This is a genomic window from Enterococcus sp. GPZ-007, assembly GCF_059374735.1.
Genome location: NZ_JCAFYN010000065.1, coordinates 1 through 16602, shown reverse-complemented (window position 1 = coordinate 16602; position 16602 = coordinate 1). Strand labels below are relative to the sequence as shown.

Annotated in this window: 17 protein-coding genes; 13 read left to right on the top strand and 4 right to left on the bottom strand. The window is 38.0% G+C overall.

The genetic code is table 11. The features are described 5' to 3' along the window. Positions 1–205: 205 nt before the first annotated feature. Positions 206–871, top strand: a complete 666-nt coding sequence (locus tag AC4J95_RS19955; RefSeq protein WP_494551366.1) for an HAD family hydrolase — start codon at positions 206–208, stop codon at positions 869–871. Between the two features lie 342 nt (positions 872–1213). Here the strand turns inward: AC4J95_RS19955 and AC4J95_RS19950 are convergent, their stop codons facing one another. Continuing rightward, the gene (locus AC4J95_RS19950; RefSeq protein WP_494551365.1) at positions 1214–2134 is read right to left on the bottom strand and encodes a sugar-binding transcriptional regulator; all 921 of its coding nucleotides are present in this window, start codon (positions 2132–2134) and stop codon (positions 1214–1216) included. 161 nt (positions 2135–2295) lie between these two features. Here AC4J95_RS19950 and AC4J95_RS19945 point away from each other — a divergent pair, with 161 nt between their 5' ends. The 3 genes from AC4J95_RS19945 to AC4J95_RS19935 are packed head-to-tail and all read left to right on the top strand — an operon-like array spanning position 2296 to position 4367. Beyond that, the gene (locus AC4J95_RS19945; RefSeq protein ID WP_494551364.1) at positions 2296–3132 is read left to right on the top strand and encodes a class II fructose-bisphosphate aldolase; all 837 of its coding nucleotides are present in this window, start codon (positions 2296–2298) and stop codon (positions 3130–3132) included. A gap of 15 nt (positions 3133–3147) precedes the next feature. Then, complete coding sequence (locus tag AC4J95_RS19940; protein ID WP_494551363.1) at positions 3148–3843, top strand: triose-phosphate isomerase; 696 nt, start codon at positions 3148–3150, stop codon at positions 3841–3843. A gap of 5 nt (positions 3844–3848) precedes the next feature. After that, positions 3849–4367 (top strand): YjbQ family protein, encoded by a 519-nt coding sequence (locus AC4J95_RS19935; RefSeq protein ID WP_494551362.1) that lies wholly within the window; start codon positions 3849–3851, stop codon positions 4365–4367. Between the two features lie 54 nt (positions 4368–4421). On the opposite strand, the gene ndk is transcribed toward AC4J95_RS19935, so the two are convergent. Both ndk and AC4J95_RS19925 read right to left on the bottom strand, forming a co-directional pair. After that, positions 4422–4823: a nucleoside-diphosphate kinase gene (gene ndk, locus AC4J95_RS19930; RefSeq protein WP_494551361.1), complete on the bottom strand. Its 402-nt coding sequence runs from the start codon at positions 4821–4823 to the stop codon at positions 4422–4424. Between the two features lie 74 nt (positions 4824–4897). Further along, the gene (locus AC4J95_RS19925; RefSeq protein ID WP_494551360.1) at positions 4898–7279 is read right to left on the bottom strand and encodes a phosphoketolase family protein; all 2382 of its coding nucleotides are present in this window, start codon (positions 7277–7279) and stop codon (positions 4898–4900) included. Between the two features lie 524 nt (positions 7280–7803). On the opposite strand from AC4J95_RS19925, the gene AC4J95_RS19920 reads away from it, so the two are divergent. From AC4J95_RS19920 to AC4J95_RS19885, 8 genes are all read left to right on the top strand, one after another. Then, the gene (locus tag AC4J95_RS19920; protein ID WP_494551359.1) at positions 7804–8478 is read left to right on the top strand and encodes a hypothetical protein; all 675 of its coding nucleotides are present in this window, start codon (positions 7804–7806) and stop codon (positions 8476–8478) included. Positions 8479–8784: 306 nt separating this feature from the next. Beyond that, positions 8785–10029 carry an NAD(P)H-dependent oxidoreductase gene (locus AC4J95_RS19915; RefSeq protein ID WP_494551358.1) on the top strand — a complete coding sequence of 415 codons (1245 nt, stop codon included), beginning with the start codon at positions 8785–8787 and terminating at the stop codon, positions 10027–10029. 77 nt (positions 10030–10106) lie between these two features. Beyond that, a complete protein-coding gene (locus tag AC4J95_RS19910; protein ID WP_494551357.1) occupies positions 10107–10499 on the top strand; it encodes a transcriptional regulator GutM in 393 nt (130 codons plus the stop codon). Between the two features lie 15 nt (positions 10500–10514). After that, on the top strand, positions 10515–11048 hold the full coding sequence (srlA, locus tag AC4J95_RS19905) for a PTS glucitol/sorbitol transporter subunit IIC (RefSeq protein WP_494551356.1): 534 nt from the start codon (positions 10515–10517) through the stop codon (positions 11046–11048). 34 nt (positions 11049–11082) lie between these two features. Beyond that, positions 11083–12093: a PTS glucitol/sorbitol transporter subunit IIB gene (srlE, locus tag AC4J95_RS19900; protein ID WP_494551355.1), complete on the top strand. Its 1011-nt coding sequence runs from the start codon at positions 11083–11085 to the stop codon at positions 12091–12093. Between the two features lie 25 nt (positions 12094–12118). Continuing rightward, positions 12119–12472, top strand: coding sequence for a PTS glucitol/sorbitol transporter subunit IIA (locus tag AC4J95_RS19895; RefSeq protein ID WP_494551354.1), 354 nt, complete (start codon positions 12119–12121; stop codon positions 12470–12472). A 51-nt stretch (positions 12473–12523) separates the two neighbouring features. Then, positions 12524–13483 (top strand): sugar-binding transcriptional regulator, encoded by a 960-nt coding sequence (locus tag AC4J95_RS19890; protein WP_494551353.1) that lies wholly within the window; start codon positions 12524–12526, stop codon positions 13481–13483. Positions 13484–13529: 46 nt separating this feature from the next. Then, entirely contained in the window at positions 13530–14483 is a 954-nt protein-coding gene (locus AC4J95_RS19885) for a sugar-binding transcriptional regulator (protein WP_494551352.1), read from the top strand. A gap of 176 nt (positions 14484–14659) precedes the next feature. Here the strand turns inward: AC4J95_RS19885 and AC4J95_RS19880 are convergent, their stop codons facing one another. Continuing rightward, positions 14660–15640 carry a LacI family DNA-binding transcriptional regulator gene (locus AC4J95_RS19880; RefSeq protein WP_494551351.1) on the bottom strand — a complete coding sequence of 327 codons (981 nt, stop codon included), beginning with the start codon at positions 15638–15640 and terminating at the stop codon, positions 14660–14662. Positions 15641–16192: 552 nt separating this feature from the next. On the opposite strand from AC4J95_RS19880, the gene AC4J95_RS19875 reads away from it, so the two are divergent. Continuing rightward, the coding region (locus AC4J95_RS19875; RefSeq protein ID WP_494551350.1) for an extracellular solute-binding protein at positions 16193–16602 on the top strand (410 nt) is incomplete at its 3' end.

The following is a 16602-nucleotide window of genomic DNA, read 5'->3' as shown; positions in this document are numbered from 1 at the left end:
TTACTTACAAAGCATAAAAAAAGAGAATCAAGAGATATATTTAATAAATAAGCAAAGGAATAAAAATGTAGTTCCACCAAAGAAAATAATAAGTAATTTTCAAGAAATAAAGAATGAAATCACCAAATTTTGATATAGTGTTGAGATGTCTTATTTACATGATTCTAATTTTGATACTTTTTTGGAAATCGGAAGGAGTCATGTTATGGAGGGAAAAATGATAAAAGGGATCGTTTTTGATTTTGATGGAACTTTAGTTGATAGTGAGAATTTTGTGTATGAAGCCATTCATGATTTTTTATATCAGGAGTATGACTATACTTATACTCAGGAAGTCTATCAATTATCAATCGGGCAAGTAGAAGGAAATTTCATCAAGGATCTAGAAAGAAAAGTCGGACGAGAGATTAATCAAATAAAACTGAACGAAGCAATCAAACTAGCACAAAGTTTAGGCTATCGTAACTTATCTTTGCGACCAGGAATTGAGGATATTCTTATGCAGTCCAAACAAAATGGCCTGAAGTTAGGTGTTGTGTCGAATTCTTCTATTGAAGATTTAAATTTCTTTTTCAATTACCATTCCGAAGTTCGAAAGATATTTGATACAGTTATAACGATTGAGGATGTAATAAAGGGTAAACCAGCACCAGATGGATATTTATCTTGTATTTCAAAGTTAGGATTAACACCTGAAGAAGTAATTGCTATCGAAGACAGTCCGACAGGCGCTTCTGCTGCGCTTAACGCGGGAATATCAACAATGATATATCCCAATAAGCTTACTGAAAAATTGAAGTTTCCTGCTGAAGGAAGAATAATTGATAATGTAAAAGAACTAACTTTGAAGTTATTGTGTTTAAACTATTGAATGTTTTAACTTGATTTTATGTATACTATCACTAGTAGGGGACAAGTATTAAGGATTTCGTATCCTAACCTATTTCTTATTGAATCCGATTGGACTATATACTTCAATAGTTCGATCGGATTTTTTTATTTATTACTGAAGTCGTTAACAAAAGGACTTTAAAATAAAAATAGATAGTTTAACGTAATTGTCTAGATGAGGTACTCACAGTACATCAATCGAAAAAATCCCCATTAACAAAATATCATTCACTTACGATACGCGGAGCCGTATCATAAATAGGGATTTTTTTCTAATTAACGAGTTATTTACTAGTAAGTGGTGCATGAAGAAATCGCTGAACTACAGGAGTTCAGCGATTTCTTCGTCAATAATTAAATCGGTAATAAAATCCATATTCAGTAATGTTTGAACACTCTCAGCTTTTTCCTTTCCAGTTGCAACGATCGCTACACGAGGAATTCGTTGAATGTCTTTGAGTTCAATTCCAAGAAGGCGTTGAGAAAAGCCCTTTTGCAAAGGAGTCCCATCAGCGGTGAAAATCGTACTTCCAATATCCCCAATAGCATGCTCTCTTTTTAGTAGCTCCGCTTCGTCAGTAGAAATGTATTTCAACTTTTTATAGGTCGAAGAACGAATCGGATCGCTAACCCCTAAAATCGCCAATTCTACATTCTTTCCTTCATCAATAATGTCTTTAATTAGCTCCGTGTGAAGGAGGGTTTCTTTTACTTCCAAAGTATCAGCAATTGCAGGCGCATAGAAATAGGAGACGTCACAATTATATTTTTCGGATAACACAAATGCTAAGTGATTAGAGTGAAAGCGGACTTCAGATAATCCGATACCTCCTATTAAAGGAGTGATCTTCAAATGATTCAAATTGAGTAAGTTCGCTTGCTCCACATATTCATAAAGTGTTGAGCCCCATCCAATCCCTAACTTGTTGATCTTTTTTAGTATCGGTTCGATAAGGTCGACACAGAGCTTTCCAGCGGCAGCTTTCATATCCTTCTGTGATCTTGCAGCAATTTTTATATTTTCTAGATGATACTTTTCCATTAAGGCTTCTTGAAGTTTTAATAAACGTAATTCATTATGCTGAATCGTAATTTTTACTATTCCTTTTTCCTTTGCTTCGTGAAGCAAAGAAGCAACTGTTGGTCGCGAAATATTTAATTTTTTGGCGATTTCACTCTGGGTTGCTTCATCTTCATAATACAAAAGAGCAGTTTTTAGCATTAAATCCTCTCTATCAAGCATTTATCTATAGCCCTCCTTTTAATTCCGTAGCATATGTTCCTGATAATAGTATTTTATACCAAATGATATTATCCGATTCCGTTGACTTCTCATCCTAATCATACTACACTTTTTACAAAAGTAAAACTATATTTACAAATGTAAAAAAGGAGAGGGTTGTTTTGTTAGTAAACTCAAAAGAAATGCTTATAAAGGCTAGTAAAGAAGGTTATGCGGTACCGGCCACTAATTTTATTGATTTAGATTCAGCACGAACTTTCGTCACAGTGGCTGAAAAAATGAAAAAACCTTTGATGTTACCATTTGCTCAAGCTCACAAAGAGTTGATCTCATTAGAAGAAGCGGCATTAATTGGCAAATATTTAGCCGAGAAAGTCTCTGTACCTGTAGTACTACATTTAGATCATGGAGAGGACTTCGATTTTATCAAGCGTGCGATTGATTTAGGATTTACTTCTGTAATGATAGATGCGTCCAAAGAAAGTTTAGAGAACAATATAACAATTACTAAACAAGTTGTTGAGTATGCTCATCAAAAGGATGTGACGGTTGAAGCTGAATTGGGACACGTAGGCGCAGGTACGAATTATGAAAATCATGAGACAACGGATTCTATTTATACAGAAGTGAAAGATGTTCAAACATTTATAGAAAAGACAAATGTTGATTCTCTAGCAATTTCAATTGGAACCGCTCACGGAGCCTATAAAGGAACGCCGGTGTTAAATTTTGATCGATTGGCTGAAATCAAAGAAATCACGAACGTACCTTTAGTATTACATGGTGGTTCTTCATCTGGGAATACCAATCTGAATCGCTGTGCATTAAGTGGGATTGCAAAAATCAATATTTTTACCGACTTTTTAAATTCTGCTTATAGACGAACGATGGATGGAAATCCTAAAGATTATTTAGAAATGAAGCGGCTATCTAATGAAGCAATGGCTGAGACTTTGGAATCCTGCTATAAGGTATTTGGAACGAAAAGTGCAAAATAGAAAGGGGAAAAAAGAATGTCAAATAGAATCAAGTATCCATTTTTCGTATTTAATCCTAAATCGTATTTGTATGGTGAGGAATTGCTTGAATTAGCAAAGCATGCGGATGAATTAGCTTTAAGGTATCCAGAATGTTCTATCTTGGTAACGGTTCCTTTTGCGGATATTATGGCAGTGAAAAATGCGACACGAAAGATTATTGTAACTGCTCAACACATGGATGGAATCGTACCTGGACGAGGGATTGGCCATGTCTTGCCTGAGTCGATTTATCATGCGGGCGCCCGTGCGGTTTTCTTGAATCATGCCGAACGTCCAATGACAGTCGCTGCGCTAGCGCAAGCGATAAATCGTGCCAAGGAACTAGGTATTGAAACAATTGTCTGCGCAGATTCAATTGCTGAAGCCAAAGCGGTAGCAGTTATGGGAGCAGATGTCATTTTGTGTGAACCGACCGAGTTAATTGGCACCGGACAAACAAGTGATAGTAGTTATATTGAACAAACAAACCAAGCAATCAAAGAGATTGACGATACTATTCTAGTGATGCAAGCGGCAGGGATAAGTACAGCCGATGATGTTTATCGGACGATTGAGCTTGGAGCAGATGGAACAGGATGTACTAGTGGAATTACAAATGCCGATTCACCCGCTAGTATGTTAACAGATATGGTAGAAGCATTAATGAAAGCATATAAAGAAAGAGGGTAAACAGAATGACGGTAAAACATGAACAGCTGTCTCTTGAGACGCAAGCAGGCAAAGTTACTTATTTAGATATCACATTGCAATTGCGAAAAGCAATAAAGAATTCAGGGATTCAAAATGGCTTTTGCGCTATTACTACACCGCATACGACGTGTTCGGTCATTTTTGAAGAATATGTTCATGACAAGGATTGGAAGGGAGACGAATTTTTACAGGTCGATCAGAACCGAATCTTGGATAAACTAGTTCCAAGACAATATACCGAATCAGACTATTTGTATCCTGGTCCGGCACATGTGGAATTTTTAAAGGACTTAGCAGCCAAAGACCCCAATTATTTACCTGATCCAGTCTCCATTTTAAATGCCGATGCGCACATTAAGGGCTCTTTGTTTGGCGCAAGTGAAACAGTGATCATCAAAGATGGCGAACCGTTGATCGGCTCTGTGGGATATCTCTATTTTGTCGATTGGGATCAAAATCGTGAACGAACACGTACCTGCAACTTAATGATTATGGGTGAATAAAAAGAAGAAGGATCGATTGAACCATAACTCAATCGATCCTTCTTCTTTTTGCATTTACTTAGAGAAAAAGCGACGTATTTCTATCTCTGCTGATTCAGGAGAGTCAGAGGCGTGAATGATATTTTCGCTGGTATTTATCGCGAAATCTCCTCGAATCGTACCTGAAGGAGCCTCTAAGGCATTAGTGGGTCCAATCATTTTTCTAACGATTTGAATGACATTTTCTTGTTCTAAGATCATTACGATGACAGGACCGGAAGTCATATATGACAGAATCTCGTTAAAGAAGGGCTGGTCTATCAAGTGTGCATAATGAGCTTTTACCAGTGATTCATCTAGCGTTCTTTGCTGAAGGTCTTTTATGATCAAGTTTCGCTCTTCAAAACGTTGAATGATTTTTCCTACAAGCTTTCGTTTGACGCCGTCTGGTTTAATGATTACTATGGTTTTTTCCAAATGATCACCTCTTTATGAGTAGTTGATTTATATGCAAAAAGCCAAGATTTTCAATCAAGGCTTCTTGCAGGGGGTTATAGTTGATGTTGAATTTGTTTCAGCGTTTCCCATTTCCAGTTTTCCACTTCTGGAATGTCAGTCCCATTAGCCCGAATAAAATTGTGATGGAACTGAAGGGTTTCATCCATTTTTACGGAAAATTCTTGTGCCTCTATACCATATACCGCATTTGCCGCATCTTGCGCCAAATGGAAACGATCCATTTCACTAAAGACGCGCATATCAAACGGCGTAGTGATATCGCCATTTTCACGATAACCGTGTATATGGATATTGTGGTTATGACGATTGAAGAAAATATCACGAACCATACCTTCGTAGCCGTGGAAGGCGAAGACAATTGGTTTATCGGCAGTGAAGATAGCATCAAACGCTTCATCAGATAGTCCTCTAGGATCAACTTCTGGATGACGCAATTTCAAAATATCCACCACATTGACAAAACGAATCTTCAATTCTGGGAACTCTTTATTAAGAATTGATACTGCGGCTAATGCTTCTAGATTTGGCTCAGTACCTGCGGCAACCATTACCAGATCTGGTTCTTCGTTATTGTCTGTACTTGCCCAATCAATAATCTTTAATCCTTCTTCAACAAGCTCTTCTGCTTCAGCGGCTGAGTAGAACTGTGGACGAGGATGCTTACTCGAAACAATCAGGTTAATCACTTGTTCATCCTGCATGGCTTTGTCCATAACTGCCATTAAACTATTCGCATCTGCTGGTAAGTACTCACGAATGAATTCTGGTTTTTTCTCAGCCAAGTGTGTCAGAATACCAGGATCTTGGTGGGTATAGCCATTGTGATCCTGTTGGAAAACAGTCGAAGTAGCAATAACATTTAATGCTGGATATTTTTTGCGCCATGAATGTGCACTGGCTTTTCGCATCCATTTGAAATGCTGCGTCAGCATAGAGTCAACCACCCGTAAGAATGATTCATAGCTGGCAAAGAATCCATGACGGCCGGTGAGGACATATCCTTCTAAGAAACCTTCAGCCTGGTGTTCCGACAATTGTCCATCAATCACACGCCCGACAGAAGACTGCCATTCGTCTGTCGCATTCTTAGGTTCTAACCATTGACGATCAGTTACTTCAAATACTTTGTTTAAGCGGTTAGATTTTGTCTCATCGGGACCAAAAATCCGGAAATTTGTCGGATTTTCCGTGATCATGTCACGTGCTTGTTGTCCAAAGACGACCATATCCTGGGCCATTACAGCACCTGGTGTCGAAGTATCAATTGCGTGTTGTTTCCAATCAGGCATCTTCATTGGTTTCGGCTTAATTCCGCCGTTTGTAATCGGATTTTTTGCCATCCGCTTGTTTCCTTTTGGAGAAGTCGCTCTAAGTTCTTCGATAATTTTTCCGTTTTCGTCAAATAGTTCCTCTGGACGATAAGATTTCAACCAGTTCACTAATTTGTCGATATGTTCCATGTGCTCAGAATCTACTGGGATTGGTACCTGGTGAGCACGGAAGGTACCGGCAATTTGCTCGCCATCCCAAGTTTCAGGACCAGTCCAGCCTTTTGGCGTTCGGAACAAAATAACTGGCCATGCTGGCATCGTCGCATCTTCTGCTTGTCCTTTTCGTGCCTCTGCTTGAATCGTTTTGATATCTTCAATGACAGCATCTAACGTTTTTGCCATCATTTCGTGAACTTCCTTTGGATCTGTTCCTTCAACAAAATAAGGATTCCAACCAAGACCTTCAAAGTAATTTGCTAAATCTTCGTTGCTTTTACGAGAAAGGATGGTTGGGTTAGAGATTTTTCCGCCGTTGAGATAAACAATCGGCAGTACAGCCCCGTCGTTAACGGGATTAATAAAGACATTTGAGAACCAACCGCCGGCCAATGGCCCAGTCTCTGCTTCGCCATCACCTACAACTGTCGCCGCAATCACATCAGGATTATCTAAAATAGCCCCAGTAGCGTGTGACAAGGCATAACCCAGTTCGCCACCTTCATGGATTGATCCAGGAGTTTCCGGAGCCGCGTGAGAGGCGATTCCCCCTGGGAAAGAAAACATTTTACACAGCTGTTTCAGACCATTTTCGTCTTCGGTGATTTCAGGATAAATTTCGGTATAGCTGCCATCAAGGTAAGAGTTGGCCACCATGACTTGTCCGCCGTGACCAGGTCCTTCAATGTAAAACATGTTTAGATCATACTTGTTAATTGTACGATTCAAATGGGCATATAAAAAATTCTGACCAGAAATAGTCCCCCAGTGTCCAATAGGATGAGTCTTTACATCATCTTTCTCAATTGGACGTCTTAATAAGGGATTGTCCTTCAAATACATTTGAGCCACTGAGATATAATTCGCCGCTCGCCACCATGCATCTACTTTTTCCAAATACTCTGTTGAATCAAAATTACTAGCCATTGTAAAACTCCTTTGTGGTAAAATTTACTTTTATAGTTCTAGTACAATATACCTTTAACTTGTGAATTTGTAAACTATAATTTTGAATTTTTTCTTGATTCTAGAAAAAAACTTGGAAATTATCCATTTGAAATATGAGTATTGAGGAGGAAAAAGGCTGGTAGAATGAAATCATCTGCTAGTAAAAAGCATTTGTTTAAATTTTTAAATCGCTTAGTAACGCTATTTATAGGCGTTTTTTAAAATTGAGATGGCTGATCTATTCATTTAAGAACGAAATTCTACTCAACGAAGAGTCTATGCTTTTTTGTAAAAAAGAGCTTTAAAGGTTCAAGTATATATAAAATTATAATGTTCAATATATCACATGCTCATTGACATTCATTTATATTTGTGGAATAATGCGAAATTAGATTGATGGAGCATCTTAAAGAAAAGGACATTTCGGCCGAATGAATTATTTTTTTTGAGCATGTTTGTGATTTTTTTCACCCGTTTTATGCATAAGAAAGGATGATCGAGTGATGAAAGTAAGAAGACTACAGACCCCGTTTTATTGTGTAAATTCTCAGGTGCTTTGGAAAGATGAAGAAGCAGTCAAGAATGCTGTGCTGGTTGATAAAAAGGTTTCCCAGTTAGGAATGGATGCCATCTTTACGGTGTGCAGCGAGGATGTATGCAAAGTAAACAACGTGACTCATCGTGTCAAAATTGCGATTGATTTTACAGATGCAAAGCCAGAAAATCTAAAGCGTTTACGAGAAGAGGGCGCGGAGGTCATCATTTTTGATAATCTTGAAACAATTTTTAACATTGAGAATATATTAGAGATTGTCAAAGAACTGAATTACTCCGTATTAGTCAGAACCGAGAAACCTTTTGATATACCAGAAAATGTTTTGAAGGATATCGATATTATCAAGTGGAATTTCAATGCGGATCAGCCGGATTCAACTGCAAGTGCCAGTCTAAGTATCGAACAAAAAGAATTTCTTGAAGCTTTTAAACAGTCGAATCCTCACATCGCAATTATTTATGGTGCAATGAAGAATATTTCGAGCAATTTGGTTTTGAATACATTGTTATCAGGTTTGGATGGCTTTGGCGAAGTGAACGGCTACAGAACAACTGCTGAAAAAAGAGCAGATATGTTGAGTGTAATGAATGACTACAAAAATGTTTTGGAGTTTATTAAATAATCAGCCACTAGAAAAAACTGTAAAAAAGAGACTAAGAAAATTTTTCTTGGTCTCTTTTTTGTTGGCTAAAAACAACATTAAAAATTTTGTGACAATTGGTAAACCTACTATAAAATGTTATTTAATTTTGTTCTGAAAAAACAAATAATACAAGTTGTAACATTTGTTCTAAATGTAAACATATGCCAATAAAATGTGAAAATGTTGTTAGTAAGCGTTGACAATCACTTTTCGGATGCTATACTGGGAACTGCTAAACATATGCCAATATCGTTGGCAAATGACAAAAATGATGGAGGGTTCAAAATGACGTTATATGGAAAGTTGTTAGAGAGAGAAAAAAATGGTGCTCCGATCAAAGTTGGAGTTATTGGTGCAGGGCAAATGGGATTCGGAATGATTTCACAAATTTCGACAATTCCAGGGATGATCGTTGCAGGGATTAGTGATATTAATTTGGACGCGGCTAATCGTGCTGCTGATGCTTACAATGCAAGCGCCGATCAAAAAGTCGATATTTTGATTAGTCAAAACTTCAAAGATATCATTCATTCTGACAAGGTTGAAATTATTGTTGATGCTACGGGTGTTCCCGAGGCTGGCGCGCAAATCTCATTAGAATCCTTGATGGCTAAAAAGCACCTAGTCTTATTGAATGTTGAAATCGACATCACCATTGGACCACTGATGAAAAAAATGTATGATGCAACGGACTTGATTTACACGGGTTCAGACGGAGACGAGCCAGCTGCAACGATGCAAATGTATGAATTTGCTAAAAGCATGGGGATGGAAGTATTAGTTGCTGGTAAAGGGAAAAATAATAAACTAATGGTTCATGCGAATCCTGATACAGCTGCTGAAAAAGCTAAAGCACAAGTAATGAGCCCGAAAATTTTAGCTTCATTCCAAGATGGCACGAAAACAATGGGAGAAATGAACTTGTTGTCAAATGCGATGGGCTTTGTTCCTGATGTTGTTGGAATGCATGGTATCTCAGCCGATTTAGATGGCACAGTTAAAAATCTGGATTTAAAAGAAAACGGCGGAATTTTAAGCAAGTTTGGGGTCGTTGAATATGTTGACGGCATTGCACCAGGGATTTTCTGTATCGTTAAAGGACAAAATGAAGGCGTTGCTCATGAAATGAACTATCTGATGAAGAAAGGCGATCGCGACCATCATATCTTATATCGTCCGTTCCACCTATGTTCTTTAGAAACACCGATCACCATTGCTCGTGCCGTTTTAGAGCAAGATACAGCAATCGTTCCAATGGGAGCACCGGTTTCTGAAACAGTTTGTGTGGCTAAAAAAGATATCAAAGCTGGTGAAACAATTGACGGTATTGGTGGCTTCTGTGTTCGTGGAGTACTAGAAACACACGAAGATATGAAGAAGAACGCCAATATTCCAATCGGACTAATTGCAGGAGCTGTTGCGAAGAAAGACATCAAAGATGGAGCCTTCTTAACAATGGACGATGTTGAATTAGACGAATCAACCACTGTTTACAAGCTACGTAAACTGCAAGATGAGACCTTTGCTTAAAAGTGAAAACGATTTAGGCCGCAGATAGAGTCACTGCTCTATCTGTGCCTATCCTATTAAGAAAAGAGGGTAATGGTGTGCAGGTTCTATTGATAATTCTTTTCCTATTAATGATTACGCAAAGCTTTACAAGCATTATTCAAGTGAAGTACTATCAGAAATTTATTGCTAGCATCACAGAAGAGTACAAGGAGAATTCTTCCTACGAGTTTTATACGGATGTCTCAAAAGGGAAGTTGTTGAAAACAATTGTTGCGGTAGTTGTTGATTCAGATGGAAGGATTGTCAGTTGCCATGTATGCAGAGGATTTACTGTATTTGCTCGCTTTAAAGAAGACACCAGTTACCGAGGTGTTTCATTGAAAAGGTTCTTTGAGCGAAAAGATAAAAAAGATCGCTTAACTCAAGTGGAAGATACTCTTGCGAATGTTTATTCCAGAAAGTTGGAAACGGTTACTGATAATCGATAATTAGGAGGAACACAAATGAAGTATATCGAATGGTTTGGGAAAAATTTTATCGGCTTGTTTGAAGCTGGCGGGGAACAGTTTATGGGATTCATGACGGGGATTGTTCCGTTGCTTATTGTACTATTGACATTTACTTATTCAGTCATTGCCTTTATTGGTCAAGATCGTGTGGACCGTGCAATCCGCTATTGTTCAAAATATATGATTCTTAGATATTCCATTATGCCGATTTTATCCGTAATGATGCTGACGAACCCTATGGCCTATACATTTGGAAAGTTCGTTAATGAAGAAGAAAAACCTGCGTTTTATGATTCTGTTGTTTCGTTTTTACATCCTGTAACAGGATTATTCCCGTATGCCAATGCTGGTGAGTTGTTTGTATATTTAGGTATTGCGAACGGTGTGATGAAAGCAGGCTATAGTCAGTCAAGTTTAGCTGTACGTTACTTCTTGGTAGGGGTTGTGGTCATTTTATTTAGAGGAATTGTGACAGAACGACTAACGAAATTCTTGATTGCAAAAGAGTCAAAACGTGTGAATGCTTAATAACGAAATGGGAACTCTAATAGGAGGTAAGCAAATGTATAAAACAGTTTTTGTAGCACCAGGTAATAATGGTTGGGGTGTGGGATTTACATTAACACCATCAGATAAAAAAAATAAGGTTGTCTCAGTAACCGGTGGGGGCATTCATCCAGTTGCACAGAGAATTGCGGACCTTACTGGAGCAGAAGCTTGGGATGGCTTCAAAAATCAAATACCGGAAGATGAAATGCTTTGCGCGGTCATTGATTGTGGTGGGACAGCGAGAATTGGTGTTTATCCGATGAAACGAATTCCAACGGTTGATATTTTACCGTCATCGCCATCGGGACCATTAGCGAAACATATTACAGAGGATATTTTCGTATCGGGTGTTAAACCGGAAAGTATTCAGCTTTCTGACAAACAACAGGCTCCCGAAGCAACAGTCGTTGTTGAAGAAAGTGCGCCGCAGCAGGAAGAGAAGTTTGAAGATAAATATGCCAAAGCAAAGGAAGAGCATGCAAAGGAAAATGCGAAGAAGGATGGCTTTTTAGTACGTTTTTCTCGAGGTATCGGTGGTGTGATGGGGGTATTCTATCAATCTGGGCGTGACGCGGTAGATATGTTACTGAAAAATATCATCCCCTTTATGGCGTTTATCAGTATGATGATCGGAATCATTAATTATACAGGGATTGGTGATTTGATCGCCAAAGTGCTTTCCCCTCTAGCAGGATCACTTCCAGGTATGATTGTATTAGCATTAATATGTAGTATTCCAATTTTATCGCCAATCTTAGGACCAGGCGCCGTCATCTCTCAAGTAATCGGTGTATTGATTGGTACACAAATCGCCAATGGTTCGATTCCTGTTCAGTATGCCTTACCTGCTCTATTTGCAATAAATGCGCATGTGGGCTGTGACTTTATTCCGGTAGGCCTGTCGTTAGGTGAAGCAAAACCTGAAACGGTTCAAGTCGGAGTACCAGCTATTTTGTACAGCAGAATGTTGACAGGCTTTACTGCGGTTATTTTGGCTTACTTTGCCAGCTTCGGTATGTACTAATAGATAAAAATTGGAGGCATGTGAAATGGTAAAAACAAAAATTGTTGAGGTTGGATCAATGGTACCAGCTTTTGAAGAAGAAAGACTAATTATTCTATTTGGACCCAAAGCAACACCTGAATTAAGGGATATCTCTGTGATTCACGAAGTAGAAGAACAACCGAAAAACTCAATTAAAGTCGGTGGTAAATTAAAAGTCGGAGAAAAAGTGTATAATATAGAAGAAGTTGGGTCTCAGGCGAATCCTAATTTTGATGAATTAGGACATGTTTCGATTTATTTCCGTAATGAGGTTGGAGAAATTTTACCTGGGGCAATTATTGTTAGTCCTGGAGAATTTCCAACAATTGAGGTTGGGGATGAAATAGAGTTTATTTAACGAAAAACCTCCCTTCATTAAAAAGGGAGGTTTTTTATAGGAGGTTAACATATGGATATTTTGGCTGATCGCGACTTAGTCAGAGTGGCAACGATGTATTACAAAGAAGAGATGAAGCAATCGGATATCGCGAAGCAACTAGGTATCTCTAGACAATTGGTTTCAAAATACTTAGTTGACGCCCGAGTCAAAGGAATCGTTGATATCAATATCAACAGTTCCAGTGCGTACTCCGTTCAATTGGAATTAAGCTTACAAAAGGCTTTTGGTCTCAAACGAGTGGCTGTATTGGATACTAGCTATTTAGAAAAACAGGAAATTGAAAAACTAATTGTTCAAACAGCCATTGCTGCTTTTCGAAAGGATATTGCGAAAGCTCATAGCATCGGAGTATCTTGGGGGCGTGTTTTGCGACGGTTAGTCGATGAATATCCTTATGTGAATCAGCCTGATTCAACGATCGTTCCTCTAATTGGTGGGATGGGGTCTGATAAAGTGGAGGTTCACTCAAATCAGATTGCCCATGATCTATCTAGAAAAATGCGGGCAAAATGTAAGTACTTATACGTCCCAGCATTAGTTGATAGTAAAGACATGAGGGATAGACTAGTTGAAAATGCAACGGTCAAAGATGTACTGGAAGATGGGAAAAAAGTTGATTTTGCCTTAGTGGGTATTGCCTCCCCATTTTCGAAAAGCAATACAATGACTGAAATAGGGTACATTGACCAAAAGGATATCACTGATTTATCAGAAGCCCATGTTATCGGTGATGTGAACTCGCGCTTTTTTGATGTTGAAGGAAACGAAGTGAGCTGTCGAATCAACAAAAATGTTATTGGAATCAATTTAGAGGATATTCGGAAGATAGATAAAGTTTGCGCTATTTGTTTTGAGGATGAAAAGAAGGAAGTTTTGTATACAACGATTGCTTCCAAAATAATTAACTGTATCACATTGACGGATGTATTAGCGGAGTATTTATTGGATCGAAAGGCCAATGCTAGGTGAGGCACAGAAATATAAAGGCTTTTTAGCACGAATAGGAGGGAAACAAATGGCCCTATCTGATGATAAAAGGCTACTAGTTGAAATAGCCTCGTTGTATTATGAACAGAAAAGAACGCAAGAAGAAATCGCTAAAAAAATGAACATTAGTCGATCATTAGTATCAAAATTTTTAGCCAAGGCCAGAAATGAAGGAATCATTGAGTTCACAATAAATGATCAGTTCGCTGGCCCATTTAGAGAGTTAGAAGAACAAATAAAAGAAAAATACGGCTTAGAAGAAGTTGTCTGTGTGGAATCGACGGATCAAAGTACACAAGTAAAGGTACTTGGGATCGCTGCAGCTAGATATTTGTCGAGGATTTTAAAGCCAACGGATATCGTTGCGGTCTCTTCAGGAACTACTGTTTACGAAGCAGCTGAAAACTATTCTAAGCAACACCAATTACCAAACGTCAAATTCATACCATTGGTTGGTGGCTTAGGCACAGAACATCTTACGATCCAATCCAATCGTGTGTGTGAGTTGCTGGCGTTCAAATCAGGTGGACGTTCGATAGAGCTGCATGCGCCGATCACATTGGACGATATTGAAGCAAAAAAAATATTAATGAAACAGTCGTTCATAAAAAAGGTTCTTGATGAAGCTGAAAAGGCTGATATAGCACTCGTTGGAATCGGTGGAACGCCAATCTATTCCACCTTGACTAACGCCTATTTGTCAGAAAAAATCCACAAAGACCCAGCCTATTCAGAAGAAAAGATTGCTGGAGACATTTGTTACAATTTTATTGACCATTCAGGAAAGGTAGCGAAATGTGCTTGGAATGACCGAGTAGTATCAATTGATCTAGATAAGCTAAAAAAGATTCCCTGTCGTATTGGCGTTTCAGGAGGACATGAGAAGATAAGCGGAATCAACGCAGCTTTAACAGGACAGTTGATTAATGTGTTGATTACTGATGAAAAAACAGGTAGAGGATTGTTAGGGACTTCACGCTGATTACTTTTAATGTGAAGAAAGTTACTTACATTTAGGTAGTCTATTGTGATTTAACCTCTATTATAATAATGCAGCTCAATCATCTTTATCTGATATGCTACCCCTAACTAGGACTTAATTATTTTTTGTCCTAGTTAGGGGTAGCATATCAATAGATGATTGGGCTATTTTCGTGTTTAAAGAGTAGTTCCCTTTTCTATCAGTTTCGCAGCTACCACATTTTCGTGAGGAATGTACGTATCTAATGAATTCACAGCTATTTCTGCCATCAATGGAATATTTTGGTCTATTGATGTGATGGGGTAAATAGCGTTGTCAGATACTGGGGAATTATCATACCCGATTATTTCTAACTCTTCTGGTATTTTTATCCCTTTTCGAATGCAGTCTCTTTGAAGCATATTTGCAATATCATCGTTTGAGCAGAAAACGCCCATTTTTTTATTTGGATATTTTTCAAGTAAATTATCTAAAACCGCAGACATAGTAGTGGATGCTTCTTCAGAATATGGGTCGGTCAGTTCTTCACGAATGATTGTTTCATGAAGCGTATCCTTCACTGAAAATTCAAAGCCCACAATTCGTTTGAAGGAAGGCCAATCCTCATAATAGCCATTATTAATATGGATCAATACTTCACATCCGTCAGCCATCAATTTTTCTCCAGCAAGCTTGCCACCAGTATAATTATCGTTATTGATTTGACAAAAATCCCCGCCAGCACGCTCAATTGAGATGATGGGAACATCCAATTTTTCAATGTCCTCTGAATCCAGAATATGACTTAATAAAATAATCCCTTTTACACGATAGGACTTTAACATGTCGATGACATTTAGTTCTTCTTCTTTCGTATCTCTTGAGGTATAAACGATAAAACTGTAGTCTTTTTCTTCTCCAAACTGAATTAGCTGGTTCAGCAATTCTGTGTAGAAGCTAAGGTGTAACTGAGGGAAAATGACGCCTACAAGATTAGATTTTCCTGTTACTAGTATTCTGGCAACATTATCCTGACTATAATTTAATTCTTGAATCACTGCTTGTATTTTATCTTTTGTTTTTTGTGATAGCAGCTCTGGTTTATTAAAATATCTTGAAACAGTAGTTAGGGAAACACCACTTTTTTCTGCGATCGCCTTTATTCCCACTTTGTCCATATTTGTGCAGCCTCTCTTTGCCGGATGGTTTACGTAACTCAATTGCCTGTATTGCTTCGAGTGGAAGCGTTTGTAAATTACTGTCTAGTTATCATACGGCTATCATACAATGTGGAATAGATAATTTCAAGCAATTTATGAAAATATTTTCATTGTTCTGCGTCATTTTAATTTCAATATTAAAACACTTTTTTTGGCTAAGAAAGAGTATGACATCGATAACTGCTATTTTTTAAACTAAATTTCGTTTGTCCCCTTTTTGATTTCTAATTCCATTTTGACGAATTAAAGAAAATATTTTTGAAAACGTTTGACATTGATAATTTCATCTTTTATACTTACGGCGTAGGGTGTTAGAAAGAGCTTACAAAGATGGAAAGGAGGTAGTAGAACAATTAAGATTAACTAGATTTCTTTTTAGCACTGTGTATGGATTTGTAATGAAAGCGGTTTATAAAGAGCCGCTAAGATTAGGTTTGAGTGTGTTGCAGGATTAATTGATGGTCAATTACATTTAATTTTTAAATGGTGGAAAAGAAAGGTAGTGGAAAAATGAAAAAGAATAAAAAGAGATTTGGCGTGTTTGCTTTAGCAGCTTTGACACTGGTAAGCACATTAGTACTTTCTGCTTGTGGAAATCGCTCTGAAAGTAAAGAAGCTGGAAAGAACAAGACAATTACAGTACTTGTAGAAAGTGGAAGTCCGGCTGAGAAGATTGCTAATAGTACTGCTGATGCTTTCAAAAAGGAAACAGGCTATAAGGTAGTGGTCGATTCAGTCCCTTATTCTGGAATGTATGACAAAGTTTCGACAGAGGTGAAATCAAAATCGGCGGCTCATGATGTTGTTTGTCTTGACGTTCTCTGGTTATCCGCTTTTGAAAATGCATTAACACCACTTAATAAATCAGTGGATGATAAGATCACTTCTGATTTTCTTCCGACACTTGAAGAGGGTGGAAC

Coding starts and splice junctions, on each gene's coding strand:
- AC4J95_RS19955 (WP_494551366.1), top strand. CDS start 206: ATGGAGGGAAAAATGATAAAAGGGATCGTTTTTGATTTTGATGGAACT.
- AC4J95_RS19950 (WP_494551365.1), bottom strand. CDS start 2,134: ATGCTTGATAGAGAGGATTTAATGCTAAAAACTGCTCTTTTGTATTAT.
- AC4J95_RS19940 (WP_494551363.1), top strand. CDS start 3,148: ATGTCAAATAGAATCAAGTATCCATTTTTCGTATTTAATCCTAAATCG.
- AC4J95_RS19935 (WP_494551362.1), top strand. CDS start 3,849: ATGACGGTAAAACATGAACAGCTGTCTCTTGAGACGCAAGCAGGCAAA.
- AC4J95_RS19925 (WP_494551360.1), bottom strand. CDS start 7,279: ATGGCTAGTAATTTTGATTCAACAGAGTATTTGGAAAAAGTAGATGCA.
- AC4J95_RS19920 (WP_494551359.1), top strand. CDS start 7,804: ATGAAAGTAAGAAGACTACAGACCCCGTTTTATTGTGTAAATTCTCAG.
- AC4J95_RS19915 (WP_494551358.1), top strand. CDS start 8,785: ATGACGTTATATGGAAAGTTGTTAGAGAGAGAAAAAAATGGTGCTCCG.
- srlA (WP_494551356.1), top strand. CDS start 10,515: ATGAAGTATATCGAATGGTTTGGGAAAAATTTTATCGGCTTGTTTGAA.
- srlE (WP_494551355.1), top strand. CDS start 11,083: ATGTATAAAACAGTTTTTGTAGCACCAGGTAATAATGGTTGGGGTGTG.
- AC4J95_RS19895 (WP_494551354.1), top strand. CDS start 12,119: ATGGTAAAAACAAAAATTGTTGAGGTTGGATCAATGGTACCAGCTTTT.
- AC4J95_RS19890 (WP_494551353.1), top strand. CDS start 12,524: ATGGATATTTTGGCTGATCGCGACTTAGTCAGAGTGGCAACGATGTAT.
- AC4J95_RS19885 (WP_494551352.1), top strand. CDS start 13,530: ATGGCCCTATCTGATGATAAAAGGCTACTAGTTGAAATAGCCTCGTTG.
- AC4J95_RS19880 (WP_494551351.1), bottom strand. CDS start 15,640: ATGGACAAAGTGGGAATAAAGGCGATCGCAGAAAAAAGTGGTGTTTCC.